This is a genomic window from Mesorhizobium sp. J8 (assembly GCF_016591715.1).
Taxonomy (GTDB): Bacteria; Pseudomonadota; Alphaproteobacteria; order Rhizobiales; family Rhizobiaceae; genus Mesorhizobium.
Window position 1 is genome coordinate 1028254 of the sequence record NZ_AP024109.1, and the last position, 22441, is coordinate 1050694.

Annotated in this window: 18 protein-coding genes; 9 read left to right on the plus strand and 9 right to left on the minus strand. The window is 65.2% G+C overall.

From position 1 onward, the window contains the following. Position 1 precedes the first annotated feature (1 nt). The 4 genes from ehuC to MJ8_RS04870 all read right to left on the minus strand — a co-directional run bounded on the left by ehuC (position 2) and on the right by MJ8_RS04870 (position 4111). The gene (gene ehuC, locus MJ8_RS04855) at positions 2-661 is read right to left on the minus strand and encodes an ectoine/hydroxyectoine ABC transporter permease subunit EhuC (RefSeq protein ID WP_042638468.1); all 660 of its coding nucleotides are present in this window, start codon (positions 659-661) and stop codon (positions 2-4) included. Positions 662-845: 184 nt separating this feature from the next. Beyond that, positions 846-1646: an ectoine/hydroxyectoine ABC transporter substrate-binding protein EhuB gene (gene ehuB, locus MJ8_RS04860; RefSeq protein ID WP_263649692.1), complete on the minus strand. Its 801-nt coding sequence runs from the start codon at positions 1644-1646 to the stop codon at positions 846-848. Positions 1647-1803: 157 nt separating this feature from the next. Continuing rightward, complete coding sequence (gene ehuA / locus MJ8_RS04865; RefSeq protein WP_140748852.1) at positions 1804-2589, minus strand: ectoine/hydroxyectoine ABC transporter ATP-binding protein EhuA; 786 nt, start codon at positions 2587-2589, stop codon at positions 1804-1806. A gap of 136 nt (positions 2590-2725) precedes the next feature. Further along, a complete protein-coding gene (locus tag MJ8_RS04870; protein ID WP_201413332.1) occupies positions 2726-4111 on the minus strand; it encodes a PLP-dependent aminotransferase family protein in 1386 nt (461 codons plus the stop codon). A gap of 83 nt (positions 4112-4194) precedes the next feature. Here MJ8_RS04870 and MJ8_RS04875 point away from each other — a divergent pair, with 83 nt between their 5' ends. The 8 genes from MJ8_RS04875 to MJ8_RS04910 all read left to right on the plus strand — a co-directional run bounded on the left by MJ8_RS04875 (position 4195) and on the right by MJ8_RS04910 (position 14783). Beyond that, positions 4195-4686, plus strand: a complete 492-nt coding sequence (locus MJ8_RS04875) for an Lrp/AsnC family transcriptional regulator (RefSeq protein ID WP_201413333.1) — start codon at positions 4195-4197, stop codon at positions 4684-4686. Positions 4687-4992: 306 nt separating this feature from the next. Then, on the plus strand, positions 4993-6486 hold the full coding sequence (locus MJ8_RS04880; protein ID WP_201413334.1) for an NAD-dependent succinate-semialdehyde dehydrogenase: 1494 nt from the start codon (positions 4993-4995) through the stop codon (positions 6484-6486). A gap of 29 nt (positions 6487-6515) precedes the next feature. Further along, a complete protein-coding gene (locus MJ8_RS04885) occupies positions 6516-7895 on the plus strand; it encodes an aspartate aminotransferase family protein (protein ID WP_201413335.1) in 1380 nt (459 codons plus the stop codon). A gap of 8 nt (positions 7896-7903) precedes the next feature. After that, positions 7904-9004, plus strand: coding sequence for an alcohol dehydrogenase family protein (locus tag MJ8_RS04890; RefSeq protein ID WP_201413336.1), 1101 nt, complete (start codon positions 7904-7906; stop codon positions 9002-9004). A gap of 450 nt (positions 9005-9454) precedes the next feature. Beyond that, positions 9455-12004, plus strand: a complete 2550-nt coding sequence (locus MJ8_RS04895; RefSeq protein WP_201413337.1) for a caspase family protein — start codon at positions 9455-9457, stop codon at positions 12002-12004. Positions 12005-12033: 29 nt separating this feature from the next. Further along, positions 12034-12288: a hypothetical protein gene (locus MJ8_RS04900; protein WP_225248128.1), complete on the plus strand. Its 255-nt coding sequence runs from the start codon at positions 12034-12036 to the stop codon at positions 12286-12288. Between the two features lie 148 nt (positions 12289-12436). Further along, positions 12437-13537 carry an OmpA family protein gene (locus tag MJ8_RS04905; RefSeq protein WP_201413339.1) on the plus strand — a complete coding sequence of 367 codons (1101 nt, stop codon included), beginning with the start codon at positions 12437-12439 and terminating at the stop codon, positions 13535-13537. A 40-nt stretch (positions 13538-13577) separates the two neighbouring features. Then, positions 13578-14783 (plus strand): caspase family protein, encoded by a 1206-nt coding sequence (locus tag MJ8_RS04910; RefSeq protein ID WP_225248129.1) that lies wholly within the window; start codon positions 13578-13580, stop codon positions 14781-14783. A gap of 13 nt (positions 14784-14796) precedes the next feature. Here the strand turns inward: MJ8_RS04910 and MJ8_RS04915 are convergent, their stop codons facing one another. Beyond that, complete coding sequence (locus MJ8_RS04915) at positions 14797-15357, minus strand: DUF6931 family protein (protein ID WP_225248130.1); 561 nt, start codon at positions 15355-15357, stop codon at positions 14797-14799. A gap of 191 nt (positions 15358-15548) precedes the next feature. On the opposite strand from MJ8_RS04915, the gene MJ8_RS04920 reads away from it, so the two are divergent. Continuing rightward, a complete protein-coding gene (locus MJ8_RS04920) occupies positions 15549-16085 on the plus strand; it encodes an OmpA family protein (protein ID WP_201413341.1) in 537 nt (178 codons plus the stop codon). 63 nt (positions 16086-16148) lie between these two features. Here MJ8_RS04920 and MJ8_RS04925 read toward each other — a convergent pair whose 3' ends face one another. The 4 genes from MJ8_RS04925 to MJ8_RS04940 are packed head-to-tail and all read right to left on the minus strand — an operon-like array spanning position 16149 to position 22353. Beyond that, positions 16149-18572 carry a M23 family metallopeptidase gene (locus MJ8_RS04925; RefSeq protein ID WP_201413342.1) on the minus strand — a complete coding sequence of 808 codons (2424 nt, stop codon included), beginning with the start codon at positions 18570-18572 and terminating at the stop codon, positions 16149-16151. Further along, positions 18569-19063, minus strand: coding sequence for a DUF1036 domain-containing protein (locus tag MJ8_RS04930; protein ID WP_201413343.1), 495 nt, complete (start codon positions 19061-19063; stop codon positions 18569-18571). Before MJ8_RS04930 ends, MJ8_RS04925 begins: the two co-directional genes overlap by 4 nt. Before the next feature lie 9 nt (positions 19064-19072). After that, positions 19073-21577 (minus strand): serine/threonine-protein kinase, encoded by a 2505-nt coding sequence (locus MJ8_RS04935; protein WP_201413344.1) that lies wholly within the window; start codon positions 21575-21577, stop codon positions 19073-19075. Then, the gene (locus MJ8_RS04940) at positions 21574-22353 is read right to left on the minus strand and encodes a PP2C family protein-serine/threonine phosphatase (protein WP_201413345.1); all 780 of its coding nucleotides are present in this window, start codon (positions 22351-22353) and stop codon (positions 21574-21576) included. The genes MJ8_RS04935 and MJ8_RS04940 overlap by 4 nt, the downstream gene beginning before the upstream one ends. Positions 22354-22441: the final 88 nt, after the last annotated feature.

Genomic DNA, 22441 nt, shown 5'->3' on the forward strand with positions numbered 1-22441 from the left:
ATCAGACGCGCACTCCATCGAGACCGCGCGCCATGCGGCGCTCCAGCGTGCGCACACCCCAGGAGATGATCAGCGCGAGCGCGAAATAGATGATGAGGACCGACAGGAATGGCATCAGCGTGCTGCCGGTCTGCGAGCGCACAACTTGCGCTTGGAAGGTCAGGTCGGCGAGCGAGATCAGCGAGACGACCGAGGTCGCCTTGAGCAGCTCGATCGCGTTGTTGCCGAAGGTTGGCAGCATGACCAGCAGCGCCTGCGGCAGGATCACATGGCGCATGCCTTGCCAGCGGCCGAGATTGAGCGCCGTGCAGGCCTCGTATTGCTCGCGGCCGACCGACAGGATGGCGCCGCGCACCACCTCCGCCGCATAGGCGCCGACATTCAGGCCCAGCGCCAGCACGCCGGCCTGCAAGGGCGTCAGCGACAGGCCGGCGAAAGGCAGCACGAAATAGGCCCAGAACAGCTGCACGAAGATCGAGGTGCCGCGGAAGAATTCGATATAGGCCGTGGCGATCGCGCGCAGGATGAAGAAGCGCGACACGCGCCCCATGCCGGCCAGGAAGGCCATGATCAGCGCAAGCACCGACCCCATCAGCGTCAGCTCGATGGTGACAAGCGCTCCCTGCAATATCAGGCCGAGATAGCCGGACCACTGGGTCATGAAGATCGACGTTTCCTTACGTTGCCGTAATGCGAGGCGGCCGCGACAGCCCTTCTCCCCGTTCAACGGGGAGAAGATGCCGGCAGGCAGATGAGGCAGCGCTAACCTTGAAATGCTGGCGCCGCCCCTCATCCGGCCCTTCGGGCCACCTTCTCCCCGCAAGCGGGGAGAAGGCAAAGGAGCACTACTTCGCCGAGCAGAGCTTCTCGCGCGTCGTCGACATCGCGGCCGCGGCCGAGAAGCCGTAGGGCTCGATAATCTTGGCGAACTCGCCGGACTTCTTCATCTTGGCGAGCTCGACGTCATAGGCGTCGCGCAGCGCCTCATCGCCCTTCTTGAAGGCGGCGCCGTCGCAATAGACCGGCGCGCCCTGCACCGGCGCGATCACTTCGAGGTTCGGATCATTGGCCTTCTTCATCAGGTCGTTGATCGACAGAACCGGGAGCGAATAGGCGTCGATGCGGCCGTCCTGCACCATCTTCAGGCCGCTCTGGCCGTCCGGCACGACGATAACGCGATCGCGCGGCACGCCGGCGTTGAGCGCCAGCTTCTCCTCGGTGCCGCCGCCCGGCGCGCCAATGGTCGCCGAAGTGTCCTTGGCGATGTCGGCATAGCTCTTGAAGCCCTTTGGATTGCCCTTCTTCACCAGCAGGGCCTCGGCGTCGCAAAGCACCGGCTCTGAGTAGGCAACCGCCGCGCAGCGCTCCGGCTTCATGAACAGGCCGGCGGTCACGACGTCGAAGCGGCCCGCCTGCAGGCCGGGGATCATGGCGCCATATTCGGAGATGGACGCCACGATGTCGTTGACGCCGAGACGCTTGAAGATCTCGCGCGCCACGTCCGGCGCTGCGCCCGAGACCTTACCGTCGGCGGCCACAGCCGTATAGGGCGGCTCGTTGGCGATGGCGACGCGGGCGAAGCCCTGCTGCTTGAGCTGCTCGAGCTTTGCGTCGTCGGCTGACCGCGCGCCGGAGGCGAGCAGCATCGTGCTGACCGCGAGGCCGGCGACGCCAGCCAGAATGCCAAGTTTCTTCATCGTTCCCAACTCCTTGTTTCTGTTCTTGGTTTGCTTGTTCGGTGCGGCCTTCCCGCCGCCCCGTTTCTGGTCTTCGGGGCGGCTTGGCCGCCCTTGGGCATTGCGGTCAGACGCGATGTCCGGCCGCGATGATCTTCTTCAGGAAGCTCTGCGTTCTTTCCTGCTTGGGATGGCGGAAAATCTCATCGGGCTTGCCCTCCTCGACGATCCGGCCGCGGTCGAAGAACAGCACGCGGTCGGCGAAGTCGTGGGCGAAGCCCATCTCGTGGGTGACCAGAAGCATCGTCATGTCGGTCTCGGCGGCGAGCTTGCGCATGACGTTGAGCACCTCCTCGACCAGTTCCGGGTCGAGCGCCGAGGTGACCTCGTCGAACAGCATGATCTTGGGCGAAAGAGCCAGCGCCCTTGCGATCGCCACGCGCTGCTTCTGGCCGCCGGAGAGCTGCGCCGGCATCGCCTTCGCCTTGTCCGCGAGGCCCACCATGTCGAGCAGTTCCATCGCCCGCTTCTCGGCGGCGGCGCGCGCGACGCCTTTGGTCAGCATCGGCGCCAGGGTCACATTGTCCATGACGCATTTGTGCGGAAAGAGATTGAAGAGCTGGAACACCATGCCGATCTTCTGGCGCATCCTGGCCAGATGCCGCTCGTCGGCCGCCAACAATTGGCCGTTACGCTCCATGTGGTAAAGCTGCTCGCCGTCGACCTGGATGTGGCCGCCGTCGATCTTCTCCAGCGTCATCAGGATGCGCAGGATCGTCGTCTTGCCGGAGCCGGACGGGCCGATCAGCGCCAGCTTCTCGCCCGGCATGACTTGCATCGACAGGCCGTCCAGCACCTTGAAGGCGCCGAAGCTCTTTGAAATCGCATCGACCTTGATGATGGGCGCGGGCAATCCATTTCCCCGTTCTGGAGGAGCCTATGCCTTTAACGATGCGAAACGTACCAAATCATGTCAATCGGGAAAATAATATCATGACAATATTTCCGGCGCGGCACAATTTCAGGGCAATCTGCGCTCCCTTTGTGCATCAGATGGCGAGCAGGAGATGCTCCGGATCGCCGAGCAGCAGTTTGGCGACAACGCTCAAGCCGGCCCGCAGTTCCCCCTCCGTGGTCGATCCGAGCGAGATGCGCACGGCTGGGCGCCAGGGCGTATCGGCGATGCGGAACGAGGTTCCCGGCGCGATCGCCACCCCACGCAGGCGTGCCTGCGCGACGAAGCTCTCCTCGGCCCGATCGCCCGGCAGCTCGAGCCACAGATGCAGCCCGTCGCGATGGACGCGATAGTCGACGCCGACTAGCATTTCGGCGGCAATCTCCTGGCGCCTCTTCAACGCATGGCGCTGCCAGTTGACCAGCTCCATGGCCGTGCCGTCATTCACCCAGCGCGTGGCGATCTCCGCCACCATTGGCGTCGCCATCCAGTTCGAGACGAGGTGGCGGTTGGCGACGGCCGCGACATAGCGGTCCGGCACCGCCAGATAGCCGATGCGCAGGCCGGGCACGGTGATCTTGGTGAAGGAGGTGACGTAGAGCGTGCGCTCCGGCGCAAAGGCGGCAACGGCTGGCGGCCGGCCTTCGACCAGCGGGCCCAGCACGTCGTTCTCTATGATGGCGATATCGTGCTTGCGCGCGACCGCCGCGATCTGCTCGCGCCGGGCAGCATCCATCAGAGTCGCCGTCGGGTTGATCACCGACGGCTGGACGAACACGGCGCGTATGTCCGACAGACGGCAAGCCTCGTCGAGCGCTTCCGGGATCAGCCCGTTGCCGTCGATCGGCAGGCCTTCGAGGTTGAAGCCGAGATAGCGCGCAAGCGGGATCAGCGTGTGGTGGCCGATCGCCTCGGTTGCGACCGTCGAGCCGGGCGGCGCCACGCTCATCAGAGCCACCGTCATGCCGGCGGTGGCGCCGTTGGTCAGGCTGATATTCTGCGGCGACGCCTCCAGCCCACAAAGCTTCAGCCATTCGACCGCGACCGCGCGATGGCGCGGGAATACCATGTTCGGCCGGAACGACAGCGCCGAGCTCGACGGCAGGTTCTCGGAAAGCCAGCCCAGCGCCTGCTTCAGTTTTTCCAGATGCATCGGCTCGCAGACCGGCTTCAGGATGGAAAGGTCGATAACCTCGCCCAGCCGCTCCGGAAGGTAGGGCGGCTCGGGCTCGCGGCGCTGCGTCTGCACGAAGCTGCCGCGGCCGACCTCGCCGGAAATCAGCCCGCGGCGGATCAATTCCTCGTAGGCGCGGCTGACGGTCTGCACCGAAAGCTTCAGGTCGTCCGCCAGCCGGCGGTGCGTCGGCAACTGCGTGCCGTTGGCCAGCCGCCCGTCATGGATGGCGCGCGCGAACTGATCGGCCAGCGAGAGATAGGCGGGCCGGCGGATGAGAGCAGGATCAGGCTGCCATAATGTCATGACTTATTAGAGATCGAAATCAGTGCAATTGACAATCGAAATAATGCATCGTCATGGTGTCCGCAACGAAAGGCGGATCCCGCATGGCGGCAGCGAAACTCGACCCGATCGACCTCAGGATTCTCGACGCCATCCAGCGCGACGGGCGCATTACCAAGCTGGCGCTGGCGGAGAAGGTCGGCCTGTCGCCGACGCCGTGCTGGATGCGGCTGCGCAAGCTGGAAAAGGCCGGCATCGTCTCCGGCTATCACGCCGCGATCGCCATGCGCGTCATCGCGCCGGTGGCGACGGTGCTGATGGAGGTGACGCTCTCCAACCACCGCCAGGCGGATTTCGACCGCTTCGAGCGTGTCGTGCGCGATGTTCCGGAGATCGTCGCCTGCTGGTCGGTAGGCGGCGGCGTGGATTACGTACTGAAGGTGATGGCGCGCGACATCGATGCCTATCAGCGGCTGGTCGACGGCTTGCTTGAGCGCGAGATCGGCATCGACCGCTACTTCACCTACATCGTCACCAAGACGGTCAAGGACGAGACGGTGCTGCCGGTGGCCGACCTGCTGCCGGAGCAAGGATGAGGGGTCAGCGAGGCCCCTCATCCGGCCGCTTCGCGTCCACCTTCTCTCTGAGGGGAGAAGAGGTCGGCGCCGGCACTGAGCAACTCCTCTCCCCTCGGGGAGAGGTCGGATTGCCCCGAATTGCCCTTCGCAATTCGGTTGGCAATCCGGGTGAGGGGAAACCCCGCTCAGCCGCGTCTAGACAGATCGTCTACGTTCGCCGGCCAATAGAGACAATCTCTCTCTGTCAGCTTGCCGAAACAGCCTCTTTGTCTCGATCGCGCGACTAGTCTCTCCCTATCGCCTCGGCACCGGGAGACTCGACTGATGTCCGCGCATTTTGCCCGCACCAACCACCATGAAGCGCTCGACCGCCTCGCCGATCGCCGCCTGCTGCGCGCGCTCGCTTACGTCGATGGCCATTGGACGGCCAGCGAAGCGGCGGCAAGTTTTGAGGTCACCGATCCGGCCACCGGCGCTACGGTCGCCTTTGTGGCCGCGCTCGATGCCGCCCAGACGACGACAGCAATCAACGCTGCATCCCGCGCGTTTCCGGCCTGGCGCTCGGCGCTGCCGCAGGAGCGCTCGAAAAGCTTAAGAAAATGGTTCGATCTGATCATCGCCGCCAAGGACGATCTGGCGCTGCTGATGACACTCGAACAGGGCAAGCCGCTGAAGGAAGCGCTTGGCGAGATCGACTACGCCGCTTCCTTCGTCGAGTGGTATGCCGAGGAAGCGAAACGCCTCAACGCCGAGAGCGTCACCAGCCATCTGCCGAATGCCGAGATGTCGGTGCGCCGCGAGCCGCTCGGCGTGGTCGGCGTCGTCACGCCGTGGAATTTTCCGTCCGCCATGCTCACCCGCAAGGCAGCCGCTGCGCTCGCCGCAGGCTGCACGGTGGTGGCGCATCCGTCCTCGGAAACGCCGCTCTCGGCTTTGGCGCTGGCCGAGCTTGGCGAGCGCGCCGGGCTGCCGGCCGGCGTCTTCAACGTCGTCACCGGCGACGCGCGCACCATCGTCGGCGCGATGTGCGCCGATGCGCGGGTTCGCGCGATGAGCTTCACCGGCTCCACCGAAGTCGGCCGGCTGATCGCCGCGCAGAGCGCGCCGACGATGAAACGGCTGATCATGGAGCTCGGCGGCCATGCGCCGCTGATCGTCTTCGACGACGCCGACCTCGACAAGGCGGTGACTATCGCGCTCGATGCCAAATTCGCCACCTCCGGGCAGGATTGCCTCGCCGCCAACCGCATCTATGTGCAGCGGCCGATTTTCGACCGCTTCTGCGCCGCCTTCGCGCGCCGCGTCGAGCAGCTCCGCACCGGCAACGGGCTATCCGCGGACGCCGATATCGGGCCGCTGATGCATGAGCGCGCGGTCAAGAAGGTCGAGGAGCAAGTCGCCGATGCGCTCACCCACGGCGCGCGCTGCCTGGCCGGCGGCAGGCGTCACGCCGCCGGCCCGCTGTTCTACCAGCCGACGCTGCTCGTCGACGTGCCGGACGAAGCGCTGATCATGCGCGAGGAGACATTCGGCCCGGTCGCCGCGGTGACGCCGTTCGACGACGAGGCGGAAGTCGTCGCCCGCGCCAACGCCACGGAATATGGCCTGGTCGCCTATGTCGTCACCGACAACGGCGCCCGGCAGGCGCGCATGGGCCGCGCCTTGGAGTACGGCATGGTCGCGATCAACCGGGTCAAGATCACCGGTGCGCCGATCCCGTTCGGCGGCGTCAAGCAATCGGGCATCGGCCGCGAAGGTTCGCGCCACGGGCTCGAAGCTTTCACCGATCTGAAATACCTTTGCCTCGACGTGGCCTAGGCCATTCCGGAATTTTCAGGAGTTATAAAATGCTCGAACAGTCCAACGAACTCTCCGCTTGGGATCGCGACCACTTCTTCCATCCCTCGACGCATATGGGTACGCATGCGCGGGGCGAGTCGCCGGCCCGCATCATGGCCGGCGGCGAAGGCGTCACCGTCTGGGACAACACCGGCAGGAAGAGCATCGACGCCTTTGCGGGTCTCTATTGCGTCAATGTCGGCTATGGCCGCCAGAAGATCGCCGACGCGATCGCCGAGCAGGCCAAGAACCTCGCCTATTACCACGCCTATGTCGGCCACGGCACCGAGGCCTCGATCACGCTCGCCAAGATGATCATCGACCGCGCGCCGAAAGGCATGAGCCGTGTCTATTTCGGTCTCTCCGGTTCCGACGCCAACGAAACCAACATCAAGCTGATCTGGTACTACAACAACGTCCTCGGCCGGCCTGAAAAAAAGAAGATCATCTCGCGCTGGCGCGGCTATCACGGCTCGGGCATCATGACCGGATCGCTGACCGGTCTCGAATTGTTCCACAATGCCTTCGACCTGCCGCGCGCGCCGATCCTGCACACCGAGGCGCCCTATTATTTCCGCCGCGCCGACCGCTCGATGACCGAAGAGCAGTTCTCGCAACATTGCGCCGATAAGCTTGAGGAAATGATCCTTGCCGAAGGCCCCGACACCGTCGCCGCCTTCATTGGCGAGCCGATCCTCGGCACCGGCGGCATCGTGCCGCCGCCGGCCGGCTATTGGCAGAAAATCCAGGCCGTGCTCGACAAACATGACGTGCTGCTCGTCGCCGACGAGGTGGTGACCGGCTTTGGTCGTCTCGGCACCATGTTCGGCTCCGACCATTACGGCATCAAGCCGGATCTCATCACCATCGCCAAGGGCCTCACCTCGGCCTATGCGCCGCTCTCCGGCGTCATCGTCTCCGACAAGGTCTGGCAGGTGCTGGTCAAGGGCTCCGACAAGCTGGGCTCGCTTGGCCATGGCTGGACCTATTCGGCGCACCCGATCTGCGTTGCCGCGGGCGTCGCCAATCTCGAGCTGATCGACGAGATGGACCTGGTGCGGAATGTCGGGGAAACCGGCGCCTATTTCCGCGCCGAACTGGCCAAGGCCGTCGGCGGTCACAAAAATGTCGGCGAGGTGCGCGGCGACGGCATGCTGGCCGCGATCGAGTTCGTGAAGGATCGCGACGACCGCGTCTTCTTCGATCCGGCACTGAAGGTTGGGCCGCAGATCGCCACGACGCTGGCCGCCAGCGGCGTCATCGGTCGCGCCATGCCGCAGGGCGACATCCTCGGCTTCGCGCCGCCGCTCTGCCTGACGCGCGAGGAAGCCGACATCGTCGTCGCCAAAACGGCCGACGCCGTGAACAGCGTGTTGGCAAGCATCTGAGAAGCGACATGAATGCCATGACCACAACCGTTCCCGCCACCATGGCCGCTGTGCAGCTTACCGGCCATGGCGGCCTGGAGAAGCTCGTCTACCGCACCGATGTGAAAGTGCCGGCACCTGCCGCCGGCGAAGTGCTGGTCAAGGTCAGCGCCTGCGGCATGAACAACACCGATGTCTGGGTGCGCCAGGGCGCCTACGGCACCGAGGAGGATGCCGCGGCGGTGTCGACCTGGCGCCGGCAAGGCAACACACTGACCTTTCCGCGCATCCAGGGCACCGACACGGTGGGCACGATCGTCGCCGTCGGAGACGGCGTGCCAGCGAACCGCATCGGCGAGCGGGTCATGGTCGACTTCTCGATCTACAACCGCGACGACGATTCGCTGGCCGACATCGACTATATGGGCCATGGCCGCGATGGCGGCTATGCCGAATACCAGGCGCTGCCGGCCGAGAACGCGCATGTCGTCGACACCGAGCTGAGTGATGTCGAGCTGGCCACCTTCTGCTGCGCCTATCTCACCGGCGAGCAGATGCTGGAACGTGCGGCGCTGAAGGCGGGCGAACGGGTGCTGGTCACCGGCGCCTCAGGCGGCGTCGGCTCCGGCATCGTGCAACTGGCACGGGCGCGCGGCGCCATTCCCTATGCCGTCGTCGGCAAGGGCAAGGAGCAGGCGGTGCTCGACATCGGCGCCGAGAGGGTGATCACGCGCGGCGTCGCCGATCTGCTTACCGCCGTCAACGAAGCGACCGGCGGCGAGCCCATCGACGTGGTCGCTGACCTCGTCGGTGGTGCCATCTTCAACGACCTTTTGCGCATCCTGCGTCCCGAGGGCCGCTACACCACGGCCGGCGCCATTGCGGGGCCGGTCGTGCAGCTCGATCTGCGCACCATGTATCTGAAGCAGCTCCAGCTCCACGGTTCCAGCCAGGGCACGCGCGCCGATTTCCGCCGCATCGTGCGCTACATCGAGGAAGGAAAGATCAAGCCGTTGGTCGGCGGCGTCTACAAGCTGTCGGATTTCCACCGCGCCCAGACCGATTTCATGGGCAAGGACTTCGTTGGCAAGCTGGTGGTGGTGCCGGACGCAATGTGGAGCGGCGCCTGACGCGGAAAGCGCGCCCGGCGCGGTCAGCCATTGATCGCGCCACCCTCGACCTCAGGTGTCGCCCTGCTTGGCGCAGCCGCCATCCAGGATCTCAGGCGCTCGAGCATACGCTCCGTCAGCGCGTGGATTTCCACTCGGCAAGGCTGAAGAAGACTGTCTTGGGGGCGAGCTTCGCCGCGAGCCCGCCGCCATGGAGCCTGCGCATCTCGTAGTCCGTCTGGATGGATGTGCGCCCGACAGCGCGGACCGTGCCGTAGATTTGGTCGTGCCCAGGTCATTGCGGCGCTTGGGCCTCTGGGTTATTTTAGCAATTTATTGGATATGCGACCTGCCTTGCCGTCGCAGGCGCGGTTCCTTGCCGTCTCGGCAGATTGTGAAGTCTTTAACAGACCACGATGTCGCAAGCTGCGTTCTTGTGGCCGACAGGTGATAGCAGTTAGGGATTTTGCCATGCTGCGATGCTGCGCGCTGATTGCAGCCTTGATCCTCGTGGCCTTCACGACGGCGCAGGCCTGCGCGGATCGAAGGGTTGCCCTTGTCATCGGCAATTCGCAATACCGCGAAATCCCGGCGCTCAAGAATCCCGACAAGGATGCCGAGGATGTGTCGAACACCTTCCGGCTGGCCGGCTTCGATGTGTTCGTCGCCAAGGACCTCACCAAGCTCCAGTTCGAGAAGGAATTCCGCAATTATCTCGCGGCGGCCGACGGCGCGGATCTGGCGGTCGTCTATTATTCCGGTCATGGCTTTCAGATCGGCGGCGAGAATTTCCTGATCCCGGTAGACGCGTCGCTCAAGGGCGCGGCCGACATCGAGGTCCAGGCGGTCAAGCTCGACGACGTCCTGCAGCAATTGCGCGCCAAATCGAAGATCCAGGTGATCATCCTCGACGCCTGCCGCAACAATCCGTTCCCGCGCAAGGATTACTGGCTGCGCGACCAGTTGATCGCGGCCGGCGGCACCGGCCTTGCCCAGGTGAAGAGTTCACTGAACACGCTGATCGCCTTCGCCACGGAACCCGGCGCTGTCGCCTATGACGGATCCGGCGATCTCAGCCCGTTTTCATCCGCTTTCTCCCGCCGCGCGCTGGCGCCGAACCAGGAGATACGCTCGGTGATGGCTGCCGTGCGCCGCGACGTGGTCGAGGCCACCAAGGGCGCGCAGGTTCCGTGGGAGAATTCCTCGCTGATCGACGAGGTGGTGCTGGTGCGCCGCGCCAGCCGGCCGGCTTTGCCGCCCGTGCTGGAAAAGACCGTGCCGTCGGGCGTCGGACCGGTCGCGCTCGACCTGCCGGTGCCGGTCGATGTCGATGGCGGCGCGGTCACCATCAGCATCGAAAGGCCGCCGGCGCTGGGACGTCTGGTCCTGGACGGCAAGCCTGTCGCGACGGGCGAGCCGATCGAGGGCAAGGATCTGCCGCGGCTCGCTATGGACGTGCCGAAGGGCGCTGACGCCGAGGACCAGGTCGACATGCTGGCCTACGCCACGCATGACGAGTGGGGCGGCGGATCGCAAGGCATACTGGTGTTCCGGGTCAAGAATGGCGAGGGTGCCGCGGGCAAGCAACTCGTGGCCTCGCTGGAGTCGGAGCAGAAACAGGAGGTGGCGGAGCGCGGCATCCACATCGCCGGCGCCGCCGAGGCGATCGAGAACCGCGACGTCAAGATTCCTGTCGGCGTCGGCCCGGTGCCGCTGAAGCTGAATGTCCCGACCAAGGACCCCGCTGTAAGCGTGAAGCTCGCGAGCTATCCGGCAACCGGCACGCTGTCCCTGCCGGACCGGACCTTGTCGCCGCAATCCAGCCTGATGGCCAGTGAAGTCGATCAACTGCGCTACGAACCGCAGATCGGCGCGGCAAAACCGTTGATCGTCGGCTTTGAGATCACGGCCGATAACACGTCGCCGAAGCCGGCGACGATGAAGCTCTCGCCGAGCGTCGATCCCTGCGACACGCAGGCAGGCGAACCGTTGGACCTGCAGGGCGTCGTCCCCGGCCTGTTGCCGAACGAAATCGGCGCCGGCGCGGTGGAAGCCTGCCAGGCGGCTGTGAAAGCCTATCCCGATGTCGCGCGCTTCCACTACGAGCTCGGTCGCGCGCTGCTCGCCGCTGGCAAGGTCGATGAGGCGAAGAAGGCGATCCAGCACGCTGCCGACTTGGGGCATGTCCGAGCCATATTCGAGCTGGGTTATATCGCCTCTTCCGGAATAGGCACGGCAGTGGACCCAAGCAAGGCCAACAGTTTTTATGCGAAGGCCTCGGATAAAGGAGACCCCTATGGGATGACCGCCTGGGGCCGCGCTCTGTTCAACGGTCTCGGCGTTGAGCGCGATACCGGCAAGGGCCTCGACCTGCTGCTCAAGGCAGCGGCAATGGGGCATACCTACGCCATGAACGATCTCGCCGCGATCTTCACCGAAGGGCGCAATGGCGTGCCTGCCGACCCGGCGCGTGCCGTGGCCTTCCTCAAAGCGGGCGTGGAGCGACAGGATATGTATTCGATGAACATTCTCGGCCGCAATTATCTCAGCGGACGCGGCGTCGGGAAGGATCCGAAGCAGGCGCAGGCGCTGTTCCAGAAGGCGATGGACCTTGGCCAGCCCTATGCGCCCGGCAGTCTTGCGCGCATGTACCGGGATGGTGACGGCGTCGACAAGAACCTTGTCGAGGCGCAGAGGCTGTTCGAGCTGGCGACAGACCGCGGCGACTATTCGGCAGCATATGATCGCGCGGCCATCGAAATGCAGAAGGGCGAGAAATCCGACCAGGCCATCGCCGTCCGGTATCTGGCGTTCGCGGCAGGACTCGATCTCCGCAACGAGTTGCCGAGCGCGCGAACGACGCTGGCGCGGTTCGGCGCCAAGCCGAAGTCGGCCGCGCTGAAGCAGCTGCGTTCCGAGCTCAAATCGAAAATCCCGGCGGGCGGCTCGGTCGACGACCAGTTGATCAAGACGGCCAGAGCCGTCTGGGAGCAAGCCAATCCGCGTAGGGACCTGTTCTGATCAACAAGGAGGCAACGGTGGGCGGGCCATTGAAGAAGGCGATCATCGCAGCATTTTTATCACTTGCGGTCGGGGGATGCACGACCGTGGCGCCCAGCATCGAGTCGGCGCCGGTAACAAAACACCGTACCAAGCACACTGGCGTGACGACGACGCCGAAGGTGGTCAAGCAGAAGAAAGTGACTGGCAAGAAACTGATTAAGCCGGTCAAAAACGAAACCACACCTGTCATCGCGCCGCTGGGAGGCGGCGGCAATGGTGGCGGCGGTGGTGGCGGGTGGTGACATCGCCCGACACTCGTGCTTCCCGACGCATGATGATTGTAGTCGCTTTCTCGCAGCCCGCCGTAACCGCTCGCCAAGCCGGGGCAAGTGCTCTATGCTCCCGCCACGTGCCGGTATCGAGATCGGGTTGTCCTGGCGGGGGCGTTCCATGTTCGAAGTCGTTGCATTCTGGCAAAAGCTGCACGCCAAGGTCGTAGCTTTAGGCTCTATCCTTTCCACGCTGCTGGGGCTGCTGGTCTTCGGATTGGGGACCGCGAGCGCCGCGCCGAACTGGACGCTCGATCCGTCCGCCTCGGTGCTCACTTATCAGTCGGTCAAGAAGAACACGATCGTCGAGACCAACAAGATCAGGAACATCACCGGCACGCTGAGTTCCGCCGGTGATGCCAAAATCAGCTTCGACCTCAATTCCGTCGACACCGGCGTCGATCTGCGCAACGTGCGCATGCGCTTCCTGTTCTTCGAGACCTTCACCTATCCGACGGCCGAGGTGACGGCGAAGGTGGACCCGGCGGCATTCGCCGACCTGCCGACCAAGCGCCGCGTCAAGACGACGTTGCCGTTCCACCTCAACCTGCATGGCGTCACCAAGGATCTGGAGGCGAGCGTCGTCGTCACCATGATCAGCGACACACAGGTCTCCGTCGCCTCGGAGGCGCCCGTCGCCGTCCATGTCGAGGACTTCGGGCTCTTGCCCAACATCGACAAATTGCAGCAGGCCGCCAATGTGACCAATATCGTGCCGACCGCATCGGTGTCGTTCGATTTCGTTTTCAACGCCGACGGCGGCAAGCCGGCCGCCGTGCAGACCGTTGCGGCATCGACCGCCGAGGTCGGTCCCGTCGCCACCGATGCGGCGAAAGCCAATTTCACCGACGAGGAGTGCCTCAACAGGTTTGCCGTGCTCTCGCGCACCGGCGCCATCTATTTCCGCCAGGCAAGCGCAAGGCTCGACGCGAAGAGCCGCCCGCTGCTGGCGGAGGTCGAGGGCGTTGTCGGCAAATGCCCGACGCTCAAGGTCGAGGTGTCGGGCTACACCGATTCCGACGGATCGCCCGAGGCGAACAAGGCGCTCTCCGAACGGCGGGCCAAGGCGGTCGCCGACGCGCTGATTGCCGACGGCGTTCCGCGCAGCCAGCTAAGCTCCGCCGGCTATGGCGAGGACAAGCCGGTCGCGGCCAACGACACGCCCAAGAACAAGGCGCTCAACCGGCGGATCGAATTCTCCGCCACGAAGCTCGCCAACTGAGGTGGCGGTGAGTTCCGCTCCGATCGCCTTTTGCATTGGCATGTTTCGCGCCGCGGGGCTTGTGGCGCTTGCCCTGCTCTTGACGTTGACGGGCGCAAGCGCCGAGCGACGCGTCGCGCTGGTGCTCGGCAACTCGCAATATCAGCACGCGGCGGCCCTTGCCAATCCGGCGCGGGATGGCCAAGCCATGGCCGAGCGGCTCAAGGACCTCGGCTTCGAGGTGGTTTCCGGCTTCGACCTCACCAAGCAGCAGACGCAGGCCACGGTCGCGCAGTTCGCAAAGCAGGTGCGGGGCGCCGACATCGCGCTTTTCTTCTATGCTGGCCATGGCCTGCAGGTTTCGGGCAAGAACTATCTGCTGCCGGTCGACGCCGCGCTCGAGGACGAGACCTCGCTCGACTTCGAGGCCGTATCGGTCGATTTCGTCCTGCGCCAGATGTCGCGTGAGACCAGCATAAGGCTGGTGTTCCTGGATGCGTGCCGGGACAACCCGCTTGCCGACGTGCTCGCGAAGAGCGCCGGCATAAAAGGCGCAAGCAGCGGCCTTGCCGAAATCCCGATCGAGAATGGCGGCGCCGGCACGCTGGTCGCTTTCGCCGCCAGCCCGAACCAGCTGGCCTATGACGGTTCGGGCGATCACTCGCCTTTCACCACGGCGCTGCTCCAGCATATCGGCGAATCCAACGTCTCCATCACCGAAGCCATGAACAGGGTGACCAGCGACGTCTTCAAGGCGACCGCCGGCAAGCAGCGCCCTTGGATCAACGTCTCGCTGACCACCGAGGTGGTGCTGCACAAGGTCGATCTCAACGCGCCGCTGATCGTCGGCGAGGCGAATCCGCCACAGGCCGAAGCCGGTTCCGAGACGCGCAATACCGGCGCTGCGCCCGGTCAGGCCGACGACCAGCTTGCCCTCAATGCGTTGCGCGAAAAGATCCCGAAGCTGGCGACGGACGGGCCGATCCTTTTCGATCGCCCGGTCAAGTTCGGCGACCCGGCGATCGACGGCAAGAGCATAGCCCAGTTGATCACGGGGGAGCCGCTTTTCAGCCCGGTCGAAGGCCTCGACAAATCGGTCTGGCAAGGCAAGCACTGCGATGGCTGTCACCAGTGGAACGAGACGCGCCTGTGCGATCAGGCCAAGAATTTCGCCGCCAACGATGTCTCCGTCCTGCGCCTGCAGCATCCGCTCGGCACCCGCTTCAAGGTCGCTTTGGCCAGATGGGCGCAAGGCGGCTGCAAATGATTGCCGGACTGCTCTAATACGCGTAGACCGATGGTCGTTGCGCTTCCATCTCCACCATCTGGATGCCCATCTCGACGAAGGCGGAAAGCACACCAAAGCGGTCCGCGGTCGAGACGCGGGCGAGACCTGCCAGGATGCCGGCGTTGACGGCGTGAGCGGCGGGAAATCCGGTCGACAGCATGTCGAAGGCCGGGTCACGCCAGGCCGCCGACAGGGCGATCCATGCAGCCGGCGTGGCCGGCGACGGATCGACGGCGCTGCTCAGCGCCGCCCGATGGCGAGGATTGCCAGGTTCGCTCACCCAGTCGCTGACGAGCGCCAGCAGTTCGAGATCACTTGCGGCAAGGAGCTCGGCGAGATTGCTCAGGCATTCATGCCCCCACCAGACCGCGGCGCGCTCGGGCAGCAGGTAGGCGCAGAACGTGACGGCTTCCTCCGGCACACGCCCGGCGAGCAAAGCGCGGCAGAATTCCAGCGGGGGTTGGGCGGCAGCCGGCGATTTCATGTCCCGGGCGATCGCGGGACAGGCGAGAAACAGATCCTTCGCCGTTCTGTATCCGAGTTCATTGGCCATGGCCGCCACACCCCAGCACCGGCACAAACAGCACTGAAACCCGCGGCCAGGTGCCGGTCAAGCCTTAACCTTTAACAGGCCGCGCCCGTTGGCAACGTGCGCTTGTTCACAGACAATCGTTTCGGGATTTGATATAGTCGGCGCCAGCGAAAACCCGTTCAAACAGGCCCGTTCTAACAGGAGTGACGGTCATGCGGTGGGGCAGTTCAGCCTTGGCATTGGCGGCCGTGCTTTTTTCAGCGCACGTTTACGCCGATCCGCTTCAGAAATCGGAAGACATCGTGAAATTCTTCGCCGGCCAAGGCAATCTTGGCGCCTCACGCGGCATCTGCGTCGGCACCGAGGAAGAGTGCAAGAGCAAGGCCGAGAAGAGCGAGGCGCCGCCCCAGAAGGCCGGCCTCGACATGATGATCAATTTCGCCCTGGATTCGGCCCAGCTCGACCAGACAGCGCGCGCGGAGCTGGACGAGTTCGCCAAGGCGCTGAAGGACAACCGGCTGAGCACGTTCAGCTTCGTCGTCGAGGGCCACACCGATGCGACCGGCACGGATCGCTACAATCAGGACCTGTCGCAGCGAAGGGCGCAATCGGTAGCCGCCTTCCTCGAAGCCAACGGTGTTGAATCGGCGCGGCTCGAAGCGATCGGCCTCGGCAAGTCGCACCCGCGTGTCGCCAATCCCTACGATCCGGTCAACCGCCGCGTGGAAATGCGGATCAGGACCGAATAGGCCGCCGGCGCTGTCGTCGGCCGGCTCATCACGACGTGGCGGACGGCAGCGCTCCCTGTGGGCCTAGCCGGGTTTCAGCGTGTCCTGGATGGAGCCTATCAGCGCGGTGATCGCCTGCTTGTATTTCTCGAATTCCGGGGAGGTTTGCCGGACTTCGGTCGTGGTCGTCGTCGGCTGGTCGGTCACCACGCGCGGCACCTTCTGCCCCATTTTACGCTCGGCCCAGTCGACGACGTAGCTAGCGGTCTTGCCGGTGAGGAACGGGTTGGCCTGGATGACGGCCGACCCGAGCACCGCGCTCAGCTGCGTCGAGCCGGGCGCCGCCAGGACCTGGGCTGCGCCTTCCATCCCCAGGAAATGGCAAAGATAGAGGCGGCCGGCGGTGATCTGATGGCCGCGGGCGCGCAGATAGGCTTCTCCTTCGCGCGCGAGGTTGCGCACCATTTCGCGCGACAGCGTCGCGTCGTAGCGAAGCGCCAGCAGATCGGCCGTCGAAAGCGACCGGGCAAGGTCGGGCCGATAGGTGTTCATCATCCGGATCCAGGTCTTGGAGATGAACTGGCCGGCGCCCGTCGCTGAGGAAAGCGGGTTCTTGGCCCGCGCGCTGCCGCCGCTTTCGACATGCACGATCCGGTCGGTCAGCGTCTCGACGGCGGCATCGCCGGAGCCGCCGGAACTGACGGACACGGCGGTGGCGACCGTGGTGACCGTGCCCAGCGGATCGATCGCCTCGCCGTTCTGATAGAGTTCGAAATGCAGATGCGGTCCGGTCGAAAGCCCTGTTGTGCCGATATAGCCGATGACGTCGCCGGCCTTCACCTTGGTGCCGACGCCGCTGGCGATGGCGAATTTCTGCATATGCGCGTAGCGCGTCTCGCGGCCATTGGCATGCGTGATCTTCACCAGATTGCCGTAGCTGCCGCCGTCGCCCTGGAAGGAGATCTCGCCGTCGAAAGCGGCCATCACCGGCGTGCCGACCGGCGCCGCCCAGTCGACGCCCTTGTGGATACGAACCGTGCCGAGGATCGGATGCTTGCGCGGGCCGAAGGTCGAGGTCATCACCCCGGCGACCGGCGTGACCATGCCGTTGGTGACGGTGAGTGAGCGGACCTGATCGTCGCCGGTCACGCAGGCATATTGGCCGTCGCTCTGCTGGAAGACGAAACAGTCGAGGCTCCTGTCCGTGCCTTGGACGCCGACATAGAGCACCCGCCCGGAGATCTCGCTTTGGCCGCGCGGCGTCTGCGAATAGATCAGCACCAGGCGCTGGTCCTCGCTGGCGAAGGCGTTGAGGTCCTGCCCGCGCGACAGATACATGATCGCCTCGCCGATGACGCTGGTCGGCACCTTGTTGCGCGCGGCGGTCGAATAGATCGCGTCGAGCAGGCGATACTGCCGTTTCGGCCCGCCCTGGTCCGAGGCGCCGGAATAGTTGAACAGATCCTCGCGGACCCAGGGGTCGACGCCCGACACGAAGGCGCCGGCCGCATTGCGCGTCAGCGTGCCGACATAGACGTTCCTCGCATAGACGGAGACCTGCATCAGCGACATGGTCGTCGTCTCGCGGTTCGGCCGGAACCCGCGCATGGCCACGACAAAGCCGGACTCCAGCCCGTCGCGGTTGAACAGCGACTTCAGCGCCTCGCTCGCAAGCTTCGCGTCGTCGGCGGAGAAATGGGCATCCAGCGCCACGCTCTCCAGGCTGCGGTCGTTGAGGATCTTCACGAACGTGTCCTCGGTCGCCTCGAAGCGCTGATATTCGCTGGTGACGGTCGCGACGGTCGTGTTGTTCTCGATCGCGGTTTTCTTGAAGGCCGGGAGCGCCGCTTCGCCCTGATCGATGGTCTCGCCCCAGCCGGCTTCGGGATCGTCGGCGTCCGCCTTGGGCGCCGAGCCGGCGTCGCCCTCGTCGGGCGCCGCCTGCAAGTCGTTCTCGAGGTCGCCCTGTTGATCGTCCGGCGCCGCGGCCGGAGCGGACAGGGCCGGTTGCCCGTCGCCCGGCGCCATCGCCGAAGGCTTCGGCGCGGCCTGCCGCTGCGCCTGGAAGAACGCGAAATCCTCCTGCGTCGACGGGATCGTCGTCATGAACTTCTCGCTGGCGCTCAGCATCACGTCGGAGAGGATCTCGATCTGCGGCGAGGCGCCCGAACTGTCGAGCTCGGCCGGGCGCGCGACGGTCTTGCCCTTCGTCGCGGTCTCGGCGTCGGGCGCCAGCGTGATCCACATCGGATCGCCGGCGAGGTCGATGATCGCCGGCACATAGACCGAGGCGTCGGGCGGCACGTCTTCCATGCCTTCGACCGGATGCAACTCCTCGTCCTCGTCGCCGAACGACCAATAGTCCCAGGTCAGATAGAAGCCGGTGGCTGAAGCGACGACGGCGAGCGCGGCAAGGCCGGCAAGCGCCCAGCGCCAGAGCTTGCGCCGCCGCTCGGCCAGGCGCGCCAGCTTCTTCTGCTTGAAGCTCGTGTCGATCGTGTGCGTCACGGGCTGCTTCCGGTCAGGAAATAGGTCCAGCGCACCTGCTCCTGCGTATCGACCTCGACGAAGCGCGCCGCGATATGGCCGCGCTGCCAGCATTCCTCGATGCCGCGGATCGAGAAGCGCCTCCGGTCGATGCACATCTCCGTCGACCCGTTGAGGATCGCGTGGCCGAAGACGTCCGTCGCGTAGAGATAGATGTAGCGGTTTGTCAGCTCCTCGCGGATGACGTTGACGCATTGGTTGGCGCCGATCGTCCACCAGCCGTCGGTCTGGTCGGCATTGTCGACCTTCTGTCCGACGGCAAGGTTGACGACGTCGAGCGTCTGGTTGCAGACGGTGAATTCGGCACGCGCCATGCCGGGCGAAAGGATCGAGAACAGCGCCGCTCCGAACAGCGCCGCAAGCGTCATGCGGCCCGGGAACGGCGATCGGGGCCGGCTACGCTGCTTGCGTGGCGAAGGCCGGCTCAAGATACGCGGGATGCGAAGGTCCATCGGTTCATGCTATCCGCCAAGCCGGAAATAGGTGGCCGTGGCGGAGAACTGCGATCCGTCGGCCTCGATCTCCTCGAGGATCCTGGGCAGCAGCTCCGAGGCCGGCGTCGGCCTGGAGAACATGGCGGCCTGGATGTCCTTGGGCCCGGTGATCACCAGCATGATCTGCGGCACCGCCTTGCCGGTCGCCTTGTCGGTGGCGGCGAGACCGATCGGGATGTTGAAGGTCACCTTATCGGTTTGCGGCACCATGCGGTCGTTGAGGTTGAAGGCAACGCCCTTATGGTCGATCAGCATGATGTTCGAGACGAGCCCGCCGCCCGTATAGAGCGCGCCGCTGACCGGCGCGCCGTCCGGGATCGATGTCCGGTCCAGCACGAGCTGCGGCTTCGCCGCCGAGCTACGGTCGAGGAAGCGGAGGAAAGTGGGCACGCCGCATTGAGGCAAGGTGATGAGGCGCACGCTGATGTCCGGCTCGATATGGAACCTCGACTGGAAGTCATTGAGCAACTGCTCGAAGGGCTGGACCGCCGTTGCGTATCCCTCGATCGTCGGGGCGGCGCCGGGTCCCGAGGTCACGTTCGCGTAGAAGCAATTGCCGCCGCTGAAATCGCGCACCCAGGAGCGCTGGTCATTCCACTTGGCCATGTCGTCTTCCGCTGATGGAAGCGCCGGCTTCGGCACATTGATGGCGACATCGGTGCCGGGTTGCTTGGCTGCCGGGGTCTGCGGTTGCTGCGCTGGTTTTGCTGGCGTGGTCGGCGTTTCCGGCTGGCTGGCTGTCGGGGGCTGCGCCTTCGGCTTGGCCGGCTGAGGGGCTGGTTGCGCCGATGCCTGGCTTTGCGACGTCGGGGGCGGGGAAGCAGCCGGCTTGGGCAGCTTGGAAAGCTTGTCCACGAGGTCTTTCACGCTGGACTTGGCCGCCGGCGGATTTGCCTCCTGCGCCGGCTTGCTCTCAGCCGCCTGGCTCGGTTCCGGCGCCTTGATCGCCGGCTCGCTTGCCGGCTGCGCGGGTTTTTGGCTTTCCGTTGGTGCGGGAGCCGGCGCAGGCGACTGTTGCGCCGGGGGCTGCACCGGTTTGGTCTCGACCTGAGGCGTCTGGCTTTTGGCCTCGCTCTCCGGCTGAGCGGCAGGCGGCATCGGTTGCTCGACCGGCGTCTTGGCCTCCGCATCAGATTGGGCGGATGGCTTCGCAGTGTCAGGTTTGGGTGCTTCCGGCTGAGGCGCGGCCGACGCCTGTGACTGAGCTTTCGGCTTTTCCGGTTGCTGCGCTTCGGCCACTGGTTTGGCGGCTTCGGCGGCCGGCTTCGGCGTCAGCGGCTTGGGTGTTTCCGCCACCGGTGCGGGCGCCAACACGCCGCTGAAATAGAAGCCGGCCGCCGCCAGGATAGCGAGCGCCGCGACGCCGCCGGCGATGGCGGGCATCCGCGAAGCCTTTTTGGGCGCAGCCGGCCCGGTCGCGCTGGCCGGAGGGGCTGGTGGCGCTGGCCGTGGCTCCGACAGATATGCCGGGCGCACATGCTCGACGAAGCGGGGTTCGCCTTGATGCGCTGGCGTCTGGGGTTTGGGATCCGGCGTCGCCGTCCAGCCGGCGCGCGGCAGGCCGGAGCGTTCGCGCGCGCCGAACGGCACCGGCGGCGGCAATGTCGGCTCGAGATCCTCGCCGCGCGTTGCCCGGGCGATCTCGGCCATGCTCGCCGGCCGGTCGCGCGGATCCGGCTGCAGCATGGCTTCGATGAGCTCCTGGAAATCGGGATCGATATCCGACAGGTCCGGCACGGTCCGGCGTTTCTCGATGACCTCATATTGCGAGCCGCTCATGTCGAGCGGCTTTCCGCGCAGCGCCGCGGCCAGCACCAGGCCGAGGCTGTAGATGTCGGATTGTTCGCTGACTTCGCCGCCATAGAGGCCAAGCTGCTCCGGCGACACGTAATTGTATTTGCCGGCGAATTTGCCGCCGATCAGCGTCTCGCCGCCGACGGTTGCCGAGCGCGCGATGCCGAAATCGATGATCTTGGCGCGCTCGACCCGGCCGCCGGGCAGGATAATGTTGTCCGGCGAGAGATCCCGGTGCACGGCGCCCGCCTGGTGCACGGCGCTCAAGCCAGAGGCGAGGCGGTGGCAAAGCCGGCGCACATCCTCTGCTGGAATCGGCCCGCGCCGCATGATGTCGAACAGCGATTGGCCGTCCACGAACTCCATCGCGAGATACGGGCGGCCGATCCCCGTATCGATCGTGAACACGTGGTAGCGCACCACCGCGTCATGCGAGAGATGGTTGAGGATCGATGCTTCCTTGCGGAACAGCGACAGGATCGTCTGGTCGCGGGCGAATTCGGGCAGCACGATCTTGATCGCCACATGGTCGCCGGTCTGGATGTTGTGGCCGCGGTAGACTTCGCCCATGCCGCCGGAGGCGATCCTCTCGTCGAGCTCGTAGATGCCGCTGAGCTGCGTGCCGACGCCCGCATAGGTGACGTTCGCCGCTATCCGCGTCTTGTCGTCGTCGCTCATCGGGGCAGGGCCTCCGCTCCGGACCGATCCGAATGGTGCGCGCCGCTATGCCCGCTGCCGATCTTCACGAGTACGATGGTCACATTGTCGGTGCCGCCGCGCGCCAGCACCATGTCCAGGAGGGTCTGGCAGGCCACCCGCGGCGTGGCGGACCTGACCGAGGCCTCGATCTCGGCATCGCTGACATGCGCGGTCAGTCCGTCGGTGCCGAGGACGAAAACGTCACCCGCCTTCAGCTCGCCCTGCTGGAAATCGATCTCGAGCTCGTCGCTGACGCCGACCGCATGCGTGATCACGTTGCGGCGCGGCCAGTTGCGCGCTTCCTCGGCGCTGATCATGCCGCGGTCGAGCAGTTCCTGCACCTCGGTGTGGTCTTTCGAAACCTGGAAGATCGAGCCGTTGCGCACGAGATAGATGCGGCTGTCGCCGGCCCACAGGCAAGCGAAGCGTCCATCCATGGCAAGCAGGGCCGCGAAAGTGGAGCCGATGGTGATGCCGCGCGAGCGCGATATGTCGCGGATCTCGGCGTTGGCGCGGCTGAGCCTATCCTCGAAGCGGGCGCGAAGGTCCGGCGCGGAGCTCGCAATGCCGATTGTCGCCAGGTGGTCGACGATGCTGGCCGAGGCAACTTCGCCGGCCTCATGGCCGCCCATGCCGTCGGCCACCACCCAGAGCCCGGTCTGCGGTTCGATGAGGTAATTGTCCTCGTTGTGGTCGCGCACGCAGCCCTGGTGGCTGACGCCGAAGCTGTCGATGGGGAGGGCGACAGTGCTCAATTTGCCACCAAGCGCTCAGCGAGCGTCCTCTGTGACCAGCCATGGGCCGCGTGCCCAGGCCACTCTGCCACAAGCATGTACATTAGAG

What these genes read in the sequence shown, in the direction of transcription:
- ehuC (WP_042638468.1), bottom strand. Translation starts at nt 661, where the DNA reads ATGACCCAGTGGTCCGGCTATCTCGGCCTGATATTGCAGGGAGCGCTT.
- ehuB (WP_263649692.1), bottom strand. Translation starts at nt 1,646, where the DNA reads ATGCTGCTCGCCTCCGGCGCGCGGTCAGCCGACGACGCAAAGCTCGAG.
- MJ8_RS04870 (WP_201413332.1), bottom strand. Translation starts at nt 4,111, where the DNA reads ATGACATTATGGCAGCCTGATCCTGCTCTCATCCGCCGGCCCGCCTAT.
- MJ8_RS04875 (WP_201413333.1), top strand. Translation starts at nt 4,195, where the DNA reads ATGGCGGCAGCGAAACTCGACCCGATCGACCTCAGGATTCTCGACGCC.
- MJ8_RS04880 (WP_201413334.1), top strand. Translation starts at nt 4,993, where the DNA reads ATGTCCGCGCATTTTGCCCGCACCAACCACCATGAAGCGCTCGACCGC.
- MJ8_RS04885 (WP_201413335.1), top strand. Translation starts at nt 6,516, where the DNA reads ATGCTCGAACAGTCCAACGAACTCTCCGCTTGGGATCGCGACCACTTC.
- MJ8_RS04890 (WP_201413336.1), top strand. Translation starts at nt 7,904, where the DNA reads ATGAATGCCATGACCACAACCGTTCCCGCCACCATGGCCGCTGTGCAG.
- MJ8_RS04895 (WP_201413337.1), top strand. Translation starts at nt 9,455, where the DNA reads ATGCTGCGATGCTGCGCGCTGATTGCAGCCTTGATCCTCGTGGCCTTC.
- MJ8_RS04905 (WP_201413339.1), top strand. Translation starts at nt 12,437, where the DNA reads ATGTTCGAAGTCGTTGCATTCTGGCAAAAGCTGCACGCCAAGGTCGTA.
- MJ8_RS04910 (WP_225248129.1), top strand. Translation starts at nt 13,578, where the DNA reads ATGTTTCGCGCCGCGGGGCTTGTGGCGCTTGCCCTGCTCTTGACGTTG.
- MJ8_RS04915 (WP_225248130.1), bottom strand. Translation starts at nt 15,357, where the DNA reads ATGGCCAATGAACTCGGATACAGAACGGCGAAGGATCTGTTTCTCGCC.
- MJ8_RS04920 (WP_201413341.1), top strand. Translation starts at nt 15,549, where the DNA reads ATGCGGTGGGGCAGTTCAGCCTTGGCATTGGCGGCCGTGCTTTTTTCA.
- MJ8_RS04930 (WP_201413343.1), bottom strand. Translation starts at nt 19,063, where the DNA reads ATGGACCTTCGCATCCCGCGTATCTTGAGCCGGCCTTCGCCACGCAAG.
- MJ8_RS04935 (WP_201413344.1), bottom strand. Translation starts at nt 21,577, where the DNA reads ATGAGCGACGACGACAAGACGCGGATAGCGGCGAACGTCACCTATGCG.